Annotated in this window: 7 protein-coding genes and 1 pseudogene; 6 read left to right on the top strand and 2 right to left on the bottom strand. The window is 72.2% G+C overall.

The features are described from left to right. Positions 1–64 precede the first annotated feature (64 nt). The 5 genes from efeB (at position 65) to AB0K60_RS36635 (ending at position 6,433) form a co-directional block, all read left to right on the top strand. Positions 65–1,336: an iron uptake transporter deferrochelatase/peroxidase subunit gene (gene efeB, locus AB0K60_RS36615; protein ID WP_364066121.1), complete on the top strand. Its 1,272-nt coding sequence runs from the start codon at positions 65–67 to the stop codon at positions 1,334–1,336. Between the two features lie 228 nt (positions 1,337–1,564). Then, a complete protein-coding gene (locus AB0K60_RS36620; RefSeq protein ID WP_364066123.1) occupies positions 1,565–2,656 on the top strand; it encodes a hypothetical protein in 1,092 nt (363 codons plus the stop codon). Positions 2,657–2,765: 109 nt separating this feature from the next. Continuing rightward, on the top strand, positions 2,766–3,932 hold the full coding sequence (locus tag AB0K60_RS36625) for a toxic anion resistance protein (RefSeq protein ID WP_364066125.1): 1,167 nt from the start codon (positions 2,766–2,768) through the stop codon (positions 3,930–3,932). Then, positions 3,929–5,635 carry a VWA domain-containing protein gene (locus AB0K60_RS36630; RefSeq protein ID WP_364066127.1) on the top strand — a complete coding sequence of 569 codons (1,707 nt, stop codon included), beginning with the start codon at positions 3,929–3,931 and terminating at the stop codon, positions 5,633–5,635. Before AB0K60_RS36625 ends, AB0K60_RS36630 begins: the two co-directional genes overlap by 4 nt. 132 nt (positions 5,636–5,767) lie before the next feature. Further along, the gene (locus AB0K60_RS36635; RefSeq protein ID WP_364066130.1) at positions 5,768–6,433 is read left to right on the top strand and encodes a hypothetical protein; all 666 of its coding nucleotides are present in this window, start codon (positions 5,768–5,770) and stop codon (positions 6,431–6,433) included. A gap of 54 nt (positions 6,434–6,487) precedes the next feature. On the opposite strand, the gene AB0K60_RS36640 is transcribed toward AB0K60_RS36635, so the two are convergent. Continuing rightward, positions 6,488–8,764, bottom strand: a complete 2,277-nt coding sequence (locus AB0K60_RS36640; RefSeq protein ID WP_364066132.1) for a CehA/McbA family metallohydrolase — start codon at positions 8,762–8,764, stop codon at positions 6,488–6,490. Positions 8,765–9,165: 401 nt separating this feature from the next. Here AB0K60_RS36640 and AB0K60_RS36645 point away from each other — a divergent pair, with 401 nt between their 5' ends. Next, entirely contained in the window at positions 9,166–11,112 is a 1,947-nt protein-coding gene (locus AB0K60_RS36645) for a serine/threonine-protein kinase (RefSeq protein ID WP_364066134.1), read from the top strand. A 386-nt stretch (positions 11,113–11,498) separates the two neighbouring features. On the opposite strand, the pseudogene AB0K60_RS36650 reads toward AB0K60_RS36645, so the two are convergent. Next, positions 11,499–11,936, bottom strand: a pseudogene (locus tag AB0K60_RS36650) (hypothetical protein); the annotation flags it as partial.

Genomic DNA, 11,936 nt, shown 5'->3' on the forward strand with positions numbered 1-11,936 from the left:
CGGCGCCGACCGTGAGCCGTGGCCGGATGAGCGCGGCACGGCGTGACCGTGGAGGAGAAGGGCGATGACGCGCATCAACCGCAGAAGACTGCTGGGCCTGGGCGCCGCCGGAGTGGCCGCGGCGGGGGCGGGCGCGCTGGTCGGCCGGTCGACGGCGGGCCCGGCCGCCCCCGCCCCCGGGGCGACGATTCCCGTGTCGGCCGTGTCGATCAGCGGCGAGGTGCCTTTCTACGGCGAGCACCAGGCGGGCATCGTCACCCCGGCGCAGGACCGGCTGCACTTCGTGGCGTTCGACGTGATCACCTCCGACCGCGCGGAGCTCGTCGAGCTGCTGCAGGAGTGGACGGCCGCGGCGGCGCGCATGACCCAGGGCAAGGAGGCCGGGGCGCTCGGCGCGGTCGGCGGCGTGCCCGAGGCCCCGCCCGAGGACACCGGCGAGGCGCTCGGCCTGCCTCCGTCGGCGCTCACGCTGACGGTGGGGTTCGGCGCGTCGCTGTTCGACGAGAGATTCGGGCTCGCGGCGCGCAAACCGGCCGCGCTCAAGCCGCTGCCGAAGTTCCCGGCCGAGGACCTCGACCCGGCGATCTCCGGCGGTGACATCTGCGTGCAGGCGTGCGCGAACGACCCCCAGGTGGCCGTGCACGCCGTGCGCAACCTCGCGCGCATCGGCTTCGGCCGGGTGTCGGTGCGCTGGTCGCAGCTCGGCTTCGGCCGTACCTCCTCGACCTCCACCGCGCAGGCGACCCCCCGCAACCTGTTCGGCTTCAAGGACGGCACCAACAACCTGAAGCTGGAGGACGCCGCGATGCTGCGCGAGCAGCTCTGGGTGGCGCCGGGCGACGGCCCGGAGTGGATGACCGGCGGCAGCTACCTGGTCACGCGCAAGATCCGGATGAACATCGAGACGTGGGACCGCACCTCCCTCGCCGAGCAGGAGGCGATCTTCGGGCGGAGCAAGGGCGAGGGGGCGCCGCTCGGGCGCGAGAAGGAGTTCGACGAGATCGACTTCGACGCCAAGGGCCCGGACGGCGAGCCGAAGGTCCCGGCCGACGCGCACATCCGGCTCGCCCACCACACCATGCACGACGGCGCCCGGCTGCTGCGGCGCGGCTACAACTTCGTGGACGGCTCCGACGGGCTGGGGCGGCTGGACGCGGGGCTGTTCTTCATCGCCTTCCAGCGCGACCCGCACCGTCAGTTCGTGCCGATCCAGCTCGCGCTGGCGCGGCAGGATGCTCTCAACGAGTACATCAAGCACGTCTCCAGCGGACTGTTCGCCTGCCCGCCCGGGGTACGCGACGCCGGGGACTACTGGGGACGTGCGCTTTTCACCTGAGGCGTGCCGCGAACGCCCTCTCACCAGCGCAATTGCGCGCGCTCAGGACAACGGCAATACGCTCCACACGTCAAGGCGACGTGTCCGGACGGCGACCCCGGTGAAGCCCACATGAACGATCGCTGAATTTCCCAGACAACCCCCTCCCCGGTGCCCGGTAAATGCGCTTATCTCCGATAATCCGGATTACGGGGCCGCAATTTCGGCGGAACCGGGGGGAGGCACAGAATGAAGCGCTGGATTGGCGTGGGGCTGGCGCTGCTCCTGGGAGCGGCCGTGGTGGCGGCCGTGGTCGCGGGCAACGACGACGGCGAGACGGGGGGTCTCGCCTTGGTGCGCGGCGTGATCGGGTCGGAGAAGCAGCCGTTCTTCGACGATCCGAAGGTGGGGGCGGCCTTCGCGCGGCACGGCCTGCGGGTGCAGGTGGACACGGCGGGCTCGCGGCAGATCGCGTCCTCGGTCGACCTGTCCGCGTACGACTTCGCGTTCCCGTCGAGCGCACCGGCCGCCGAGAGAATCAGGCAGGCGCACAAGGCCACCGAGGTGTTCTCGCCGTTCTACTCGCCGATGGCGATCGCCACGTACGGGTCGATCGCGGGAGTGCTGGAGAAGGCGGGCGTCGTTCGCGACTCCGGGCAGGGATACCAGATTTTCGACATCCGGAAATATATGGACTTGGTGGCGAAGAAAACCCGGTGGGACGCCCTTCCGGGAAACACCGCTTATCCCGCTCGTAAACGGGTGCTGATGACGACCACCGACATCCGCACCTCCAACTCCGCCGCCATGTACCTCGCCATCGCCGGATATGTCGCCAACGGCGAGGACGTCGTCGCCTCGCGAGACGAGGTCGCCAAGGTGGCCGAGCGGGTGTCGCCGCTCTTTCTCGATCAGGGCTACTCCGCCGCCTCCACCGAGGCCCCGTTCGAGGACTACCTGGTGATGGGCGCCGGCAAGACGCCGATGGTGATGATCTACGAGGCGCAGTACGCCGCGCGCCTGTTCGCCGGCGACGGCTCGATCACTCCGGAGATGCGGCTGCTGTACCCCTCGCCCACCGTATACAGCAAGCACACCCTCGTGCCGCTGCGGGGCCGGGGCGCGGACGTGGGGCGGCTGCTGCAGAAGGACCCCGAACTGGGCGCGCTCGCCGCCCGGTACGGCTTCCGCACCTCCGACACCAAGGGCTTCGCGGAACTGGTCGCCAAGACCAGGGCGCCGCTCGCCCGCAGCCTGGTCGACGTCGTCGAACCGCCGGCCTACGACTACCTGGAAGACCTGATCGCCACCGTCGAGCGGCGCTACCTCAACGCGTCCTGACCGGCCCGCCGCCCCACGCGCCCAGCCAAGGCCCCGTGGCGCACCCCCTCCCGGTGCGTCGCCGGGCACCCGGACCGACGTCACACGGACCCACCTGGAGAGTGAGACCTTGACCGACCTTGTCCTGACCCCGCCGGAGCCCGTGCGGGCGATCCCCGCGGAGAAGGCGGCGACCATGCTGCCCATCCCGGACGAGCGCGGCGCCGAGCTGGCCGCCAAGGCGGCGGCCTTCGCCGAGGAGCTGAGCGCCATGGACCCCCGCGCGCCGGAGTTCTCCAGCCGCGTGCACGACATCGCCTCGATGGGCGACTCGGAGATCCGCGCCTCCTCGCAGGTGGCCAACCGCATGCTCAAACGTCCGGTGGCCGCGCTCAACGCCGCCAAGGGCGAGGGCGGCGACGCCTCCTCCCGGGTGGCCGGGCAACTGGTGGCGCTGCGCCGTACCGTGGTGGACCTCGACCCCAAGCAGGCGAACGCCGCGGCGAGGAAACTGCTCGGCCTCATCCCGTTCGGCGACAGGCTGCGCGACTACTTCGCCAAGTACCACAGCGCGCAAAAGCACATCGACGACATCATCCGGGCATTGAAGTCCGGGCAGGACGAGCTGCGCAAGGACAACGCCGCCATCGAGGGCGAGAAGACGAACCTGTGGGAGTCGATGACCCGCCTGCAGGAGTACGCGGTGATGGCCGCCGCGCTCGACAAGGCCATCGAGGAGCAGATCGCCCGCGTCGAGGCGACCGACCCGGAGAAGGCGACCGCGCTGCGCTCGGACGCCCTGTACGCGGTGCGCCAGAAGCACCAGGACCTGCTCACCCAGCTCGCGGTGTCGGCGCAGGGCTACCTCGCCCTCGACCTGATCCGCAAGAACAACCTGGAGCTGATCAAGGGCGTGGACCGGGCGACGACGACCACGGTCGCCGCCCTGCGCACCGCCGTCACCGTCGCCCAGGCGCTCGCCAACCAGAAACTGGTCCTCACCCAGATCGCCGAGCTGAACTCCACCACCTCGGACCTGATCGTGGCGACCAGCGAAATGCTGCGCACCCAGGCCGGCGAGATCCAGACGCAGGCCGCCTCCACCACCGTCGGCATGGACGCGCTGCGCCAGGCGTTCGACAACATCTACGCCACCATGGACACGATCGACGCCTTCAAGGCCAAGGCCGTCGAGAACATGGCCCTCACCGTGGACGCCCTCAGCACCGAGCTGGACCACGCCAACACGTATCTGGAGCGCGCCCGGCGCGCCGACGAAAGGGCGATCACCCCGTGAATCCGTCCACGCGGCGACCCTCCGGGCATCTGCGGAGGCTCCTCGCCACCAGCCGCTCCCCGCGGCCCGTCGCGACCCGGCACCCGCGTCCGGGCGACGGCCGACGGGAGGGAACCCGCTCGTCACGGCGGTGGGCCACCGCGTTCGCCCTGGTCGTGGTCGCGTTGCTGCCCGCCGCGTGCTCCGGCGGCGCCGGGGACGAGGCCGTCGAGGACGGGCCGAACGTGCTGCGCGTCCTGGCCGGCAGCGAGATCGAGGACCTGGAGCCGTTGCTACGCAAGGCCGAGCAGGCCACCGGCGTCAAGGTCGCCCTCACCTACACCGGCACCCTGGACGGCGCCGAGCAGGTGGCCGGGGGCCGCGCGGACGGCAAACACGACGCGATCTGGTTCTCCTCCAACCGCTACCTGTCCCTGATCGAGGGCGCCTCGGCGCGGCTGTCCACCCAGACCAAGGTGATGTCCTCCCCGGTCGTGCTCGGCTTGAAGACCGCCAAGGCCCGCGAACTCGGCTGGGACGCCAAGCCGGTGACCTGGTCGGACATCGCCGCCGCGGCTCAGGAGAAGAAGTTCACCTTCGGCATGACCAACCCGGCGTCGTCCAACTCCGGATTCTCGGCCCTGGTCGGCGTCACCGCCGCGCTCGCCGACTCGGGCGAGGCGCTGGACGCCGCCCAGATCGCCAGGGTGACGCCGCGGCTGAAGACGTTCTTCGCGGCGCAGACGCTCACCGCGGGCTCCTCGGGCTGGCTGGCCGACGCCTACCGCAGACGCGACGACGTGGACGGCCTGATCAACTATGAGTCGGTGCTGCTGGGCCTGAAGCAGTCCGGCGCCGACCTCACCGTGATCCGCCCCTCCGACGGCGTGGTCACCGCCGACTACCCGCTCACGCTGCTCGCCTCGGCCGCCGACGGCAAACGCGACCTGTACGGCAAGCTGACCGCCTGGCTGCGCACGCCCGACGTACAGCGGGAGATCATGACGACCACGAACCGGCGGCCGATCGTGCCCGAGGTCCGCCCCGACCAGCGCTTCGGCGCCGCCGAACTGCTGGAGCTGCCCTTCCCCAACCGGCGCTCCGCCGCCGACCAGCTGATCGGGGCCTACCTCAACGAGGTGCGCCGCCCCTCCCAGACGGTGTTCGTGCTGGACGTCAGCGGGTCGATGGAAGGGGACCGCATCGCGTCGCTGCGCGCCTCGCTGGCCGCGCTCACCGGCGCCGACACCTCGGTCACCGGCACGTTCTCCCGGTTCCACAACCGGGAACGGGTCACGATGATCCCGTTCAACGGGCGCCCGAGCACGCCGGTCACCTTCACGGTGCCGGAACGCGCCCCCGAGGGCACGCTGGCGGAGATCCGCCGCTTCGGCGACGGCCTGAACGCCGAGGGCGGCACCGCGATCTACGACAGCCTGCGTCAGGCGTACGAGGAGGCGACCCGGCAACGCGCCGCCGACGCGGTCCACACCTCGGTCGTGCTGATGACCGACGGGGCGAACACCAACGGCTCGGACTACCTGGACTTCGAGGATTACTACCGGAGCCTGGGCCAGACCGACATCCCCACCTTCGTGATCCTCTTCGGCGACAGCGACGTGGAGGAGATGCGGCAGGTCGCCGCCCTCACCGGCGGAGCCGTGTTCGACGCCCGCTCCGGCTCGCTCGCCGCAGCCTTCAAGGAGATCCGTGGCTACCAGTGAGTCCGCCCGATCCCTCGCCGGAAACCGATGCCCGATCGGCGGCCGCCCGGCCCCGCGGCCGCTCGCAGCCGCGACCCGCGGGCCGGAACCGTGCGGCGAATCAGCGGCCGGTCGCGCCGAAAGGACCGGAAGATGACCGAACCCCGGAGGAGGCGGCCTGCGGACCGGAGGCCGGGAAACATCGGCGCGGCCACGCTCGACTACCTGGGCTCACGGCGCAACATCTGGGGCTGCTGCTTCGCGCTCGCCGGCGCGGGGCTCGTCCTGCTGGGGCTGGCCGGGCGGTTCTGGCCGGTCGTGGTCGCCGGTTTGTACGGCGTGGGCGCCCTGCTGGCACCGCCCGAACGGATCCACCTGGCCGTCTCCCACGCCGAGGTGGAGACCAAGCAGCTCACCGCCGACCTGGACGCCCTGCTCGACGACGTGCGCGCCAGCCGCCGCTTCCCCGAGGACGTGCTGGCGAAGGTGAACGCCCTCGCCGACGCCCTGCGCGCCGTCCTCGCCCGCGCCGAGACCCTCACCACCTCCCCGGACCATCTGCACGTGGTCTCCCAGATGATCCGCGACTACCTCCCCTCCGGCCTGGAGGCCTACGCCAACCTCCCCCGCACCTACGCCCTCACCCGCCGAAGCGAACGCGAACGCAGCGCGCACGAGGAGCTCCTGTCCCAGCTCGACCTCCTCGCCACCGAACTCGACAAGATCGCCGAGGCCGTGTACCGCGGCGACGAGCAGTCGCTGCGCGACCAGGGCCGCTTCCTCCGCGACCGTTTCGGCCCCTCCCGTCTGGACCTGTGACGCCGCCCACCGACGCCCACCGACGCTTATCGACGCCCACCGACGCACGCCGCCTCACCGCCCGCCCAGGCGGGAGCGGTACACGGCGCGGGCGCGTTCGATGAGGCCGAGGTAATCGGCGAGGTGCTCGGGCGAGGTCAGGCGGGCGTACGCGGGGATGGCCACGGCGAGCAGGTCGAGCCACTCCAGGCACCAGCGCACGTCCTCCTCGCGGGCCACGTGCCGGCCGCCCACGTCGAGGTAGACGGGGCTGGTGTGGACGTGGGTCCCGTCGCGCAGGACGCGCGGGTGCGGGCCGCCGGTGGCGACGGCGACGACGTACGTGGGCTCGCCGACGACGAGCTCGGTCTCCAAAACGGTCTCCTCGCCGGGCACCTCGGCGCAGGCGAGCACGCCGCCGGCGGTGCGGATCTCCAGCCGCTCGGCCTCCTCCCCCACGACCTTCGCCGTGATCGTGACCCGGTCGCCGGGCAGCAGGTCGAGGGCGTCGCCGGGCCCGCGGCCGTTCACCGACAGCTCCAGCCACGGCCCGGTGGTGGCGAACGTACGGCCGCGCCGGATCGCCTCGGCGAACGAGGCGGCGGTGAGCGGCCCGTCCACCTTCGCGTAGACGCGCCCCCAGCCGGGCGGATTCGACTGGTTGCCGCGCCGGGTGAACGACACCATGGCGTCGGTCCCGGCGGTCACGGCGAGCCGGTTACCCGCCCCGATCAGGTGCCGGTACACCGTGGCCGTGGCCTCGATGGAGGAGTGGTTGACGACGTCGAGGGCGTCGACGAGGCCGAGCGCGGCGTCCACGACGTTCTCGCGGGCGGCGCAGTCGCGCATGAGCACGCCGACGACCTCGCTCGGCGGGGCGTCGGCGGACAGCGGCACGTGGTAGGGGTGGCTGTAGCCGATGACCGCGCCCATGCCGCGCAGTTCCCGGCACGCCTCGGCGTTCGGCGGCCAGTCCTCGTCGCCGGCGAAGCCGCTGTGGAAGCGGGCGGGCACCCCGTCGGCGCCGAAGGCGTAGAAGTGGCCGAGCAGGTCGTTGCGGTACTCCACGCCCATGCGGGCGATGTGCGTGGCGTCCGACCAGGGCAGGTCGCGGCCCGCCCAGTGTTCGAGCGCGGCCTTGTCGTAGACGCGGCCGGTCGCCACGTTGCCCGCGACGAGGTTGAGCACGTGCAGGTCCTCGCCGTGCTGCATGGCGGCGGCGAGCTCGGGGGTGCCGACGATGTCCCCGGCCCAGTTCATGTGCACGTGCATGTCGCCGCCGTACCAGCCGCGGGCGGCCGGGTCGCGCAGGCGGCGGGGGCACAGCTCCACCAGGGTCTCGGCGCCGGCCTCGGGGATGATCGAGGTTTCGGCCACGCCGTACTCCATGCCCCGGGCGGCCCGGACGGTGAGCGGCTCGGCCGGGACATCGAGGACGAGGTCGTCGCCGTGGAAGTAGGGCAGGAGGTGGTAGTCCCGCTTGTGCGGGGCGCCGTCGGGGTACCAGCCCTGGCCGTCCTCGCCCCACACGCTCCAGCGGCACGGCATCCCGGCGCGCAGGCGCAGCCGCGCCCGGGTGGCCCGGCGTACGAGCCCGGTCAGCTCGACCGCGTCCCCCGCGACCCGGACCTCGCTCGTGGCGGTGACGTCCACCACGCGCGCCCCGCCGGGGGCGATCGGGTACGGCGTGCCGTCCACGGTGACCACGACCTCGTCCTCGCGGGAGGAGTCGAGCAGCATCCGGGTGCGGAAGGACGTGCCGTCGTCGAGCACGGCCTGCGTCCTGGCCGCGAACTCCACGCCGCCCGGGGTGAGGCGCAGCACGGCGAGGTTGTCGGGCACGTCCCCGGCGAGGGCGTCGCGCACGACCACGTCCATGTCGAGCTCGGCGACGAGCCGCCCGTACTCGTCCGGGAGGGCGTCGGGATACTCGCGGGCGACCAGCGCGAAGGCCGCGCCCCAGAAGTCGTAGCCCATGAGGAAGGGGTCGGTGCGCATCTGGCTGACGTAGACGCCCGGCCCGTCGCCCCAGGTGATGCCGTGTTCGGCGACGAGCGCGCGGTACTCCTCCAGCATGCGGGCGACGGCCGCCGGGGTCATCTCCCCGGGCTCATCCGAGCCGTCCGGCTCATCCGGCTCGTCCGGGGCCGGCGCATCCGGCACATCCGGGCCGTCCGGCACATGCGGGTCGCCCGGACCGTCCGGCATATCCGGCACATCCGGCTCGTCCGGGCTGTTCGGCTCGTCCGGCTCTCCGGGCGCGTCCACCACGCGCCCGTTCGTCGCCGGGACGCCGGGCACGTCCTGGTCCGTGGTCGTCTCCTGGGGATCGACGACCGCATCCTCACGCACGTTTTCCTCCCGCAATGCACGATCGACACCCCCGATCTGCCGCGATGAACGAGCGTCATGGTGACATGCCGGACCGGCCCGTACACGATCAGTTAGCTGACCAGATCAACCAGTGGGTGGGTCTTTGTCCTATGCGTTACCAAGATCTGACTCCGGAAGGAAATACGGTTTCATCCGCGCATGCCCGTCTGAGCCCGCGATAGGGTGCCCCACGAGGATCCGCGTCACCGCCGCGGGTCCTCCGACGGCGACCCGGTGACACGCGGAGGGGATCCGGACGGCCGACACCGCCGGAAGGCCCTGACGGAGCGCTCCCACGCGCCTCCGTGCCCGGCCGGGCGGGGACGGTCGCGAACGTGCCCGCGGGAAAGGCTTGGGCGGAATCGCATATGAGGTGACGGATGGGCGAGCCGGGTCTGCTGGACCTGCCGGGCTACGAGGTGCTCGACGTGCTCGGGCAGGGGGGCTTCGGGGTCGTCTACCGCGCCAGGCAGCTCGCCGTGGGCCGCGAGGTCGCGGTCAAGGTCGACAACCGCCCGCTGCTCGCCGAGCGTGACCGCCGCCGGTTCATGCGCGAGGTCACCGCGGCGGGGTCGGTGTCGGGGCATCCGCACGTGGCCGACGTGTACGACGCGGGCACGTTGGCGGACGGCCGGCCGTACATGGTGCTGGAGCTGTGCCCCGGCGGGTCGCTCGCCGACCGGCTGCGGCAGGAGGGGCGGCTGCCCGCCGCGGAGGTGCGCGACATCGGCGTCAAGATCGCCGACGCGCTGGCGGCGGCGCACGCCCAGGGCGTGCTGCACCGGGACGTCAAGCCGGGCAACATCCTGATCAACCGATTCGGCATGGTCGCGCTGTCGGACTTCGGCCTGGCGGCGATGCCCGCGCCCGGCCGGGAGATGTCGGTGACGCTGGAGTCGCTGACCCCCGCCTTCGCCCCGCCGGAGGCGTTCGAGCTGGGCGAGCCCACCGAGGCCGGCGACGTGTACTCGCTCGCCGCCACCCTGTACGCGCTGCTCAACGGCCGCCCGCCGCGCTTCCCCGAAGGCGGCGTCGTCAACATCTCGGTCATCCTGGCCCTGCACCGGCTGCCGATCCCGGACATCGACGGCGTGCCCCCGGAGCTGACCGCCGTGCTGCGCCTCGGCATGGCCACCAACGTGCGCGAGCGGCTGCCCAGCGCCGCCGCCCTCCGCGACGCGCTCGCCGTGGTGCCGCTGACCGGCCACCCGCCCGCCGGGCCGGGGCCGTCGGCCGACCCGGCCGCCGCGTCGCAGCACGGACCCGGAAGCGGACCCGGCGGTTTGGGCCCCGCGCCGTACCCACCGCACGACCCACTGCACAACCCACTGCACGACCCCCCGCACGACCCACGGATGGCGTCGGCGAGCGGCCACCCGGGCAGCGGCCGGGGCTCCGCGCCGTATCCGCCGCCCGGTCCCAGTGCCGGACCCGCGAGCGGCCCCCCTGGATCGCAGGGCGTCGGACCGCACGCCGTCGCGCCACCGCCGGGTCCGCACCCCGTGCCCCACGGATATGCGCCGGGACCGTCCGGCCGCCGGGGTCCGGGAGGCCCGCCCGGCGGTCCGCCTCCCGGCGCTCCCGTCGCGGGACGCCCCGACCTGTACGCCACGCACCCGCCGTACCGAAACGGACCCGGCGGGCGGGACCTGCACCTGCAGGAGACCGGCCCGGCGGCCAAGCGGGCGGTCACCCACGCCACGCTCCCTCCGCTTCCGGAGAAGGGCGGCAACGCCAAGATCTTCGTCGCCATCGCCGTCGTCTTCGCCGTGCTGCTCGCCGTCGGGGTCGGGCTCACGCTCGGGGAACACCGGCAACCAACTGGCACCACCACCGGTCAGCCGCGGCTCAACCCGGCCACGACCGATGGCGGCACACCCCCGGCCACGACGCCGGTGGAGCAGGTCCGTACGACGACGGACTCCTGCCCGGCGGCGAAGGTGGCCGGCGCCAACGCGGCCTGCGTGGCGGAGCCCGAGTGCTGGGGCGGCATCCTCTCGGTCTTCGGCTCGGTCACGGTCAACCGGGCGGCCTGCGACGACCGGCACGTCTGGGAGACGTTCGCCATCGCCCCCCTGCCCATCGACGGCACCACCTGGAACGCCAACGAACTGGAACGCCACCCCATGGTCAAGCGCCTGTGCACCCGCCAGGTCCTGCTCGCCTCCCGCGTCGGCCGCGCCCGCCAGGTCCCCGCGGAGAAGTGGCACCTGGCCCTGGTACCCCCCTCGCAGGAGGCCTTCGGCCGCGGCGTACGCACCTTCCGCTGCCTCGGCGCCATCCTCGGCGAGGACAGCCCGGGCACCCTTTTCCGCCCCACCGGGTGAAACGCCCAAGCTCCGGCCGCGCCCGACCGCACACCGCCCGGCCGGGGAGGGATGTCCGACCGGGGACCGCAGGCTGCGACCATGCCTACGCCCTGATTCCGCGCCCTGAATGAGGTAACCGATGGGTACTCGCTCCGGCCGCGGGTCCGCCTGGCGCAGTCTATGGAACGTCACCTCGATGGTGGCCTCGGATGGACCATAGGCATTGAGCGTGGGCAGATCCGGGCGAGCGTTCACCTCACTGAGAAATTTTCATCACGGAGCGCGGCGTTCGAGGCAGGTATGGCCGGCCGCCGCGATCGCCTGCGGGTTCCAAGCATGGCGGGGCGGTGCACCCGTCGAAGTCGAAGGCTGGGCTGGGCGGTCTTGGGGCGTGTCGGCGCTCGCTAGGGCTGGGGCTGCGGTCCTGGAGTGTCGTCGAAGAGGTCGTCGATGTGGCGGGCGTCGAGGGCGCGTTGCAGCCACAGGCCCAGGAGGGTGAGGTCGGTGCAGGTGCTGATCTGCTGCTGCCGGTCGGGGGGAACCTCGATGCCGCGCAGGCGGAGGACGGAGAGCACGGAGGACGCCTCTCCTTCGGCTCGTCCCTCGGCCCGTCCCTCGGCTCGTGCCTCGGCTTGGCCTTTGCGGTAGATGTTTTGTGCCCAGGGGCTGTTCTCGGTGACGTAGGTGGTCACGGTTTCCTCCAGAAGCTGGCGGGTCGGCGGCGGGGCCATGTCGATAGTGTAATTAAACAGGGACGTTGCGTCATCGGCGGGAAGGTCGCCGAGGAGCTTGACGAAGGCCCGGGCGACGTCCGGGCGGTGGCCGTGGGCCATCACCGACAG

It is taken from the genome of Thermopolyspora sp. NPDC052614, assembly GCF_040678635.1.
Lineage (GTDB): Bacteria > Actinomycetota > Actinomycetes > Streptosporangiales > Streptosporangiaceae > Thermopolyspora.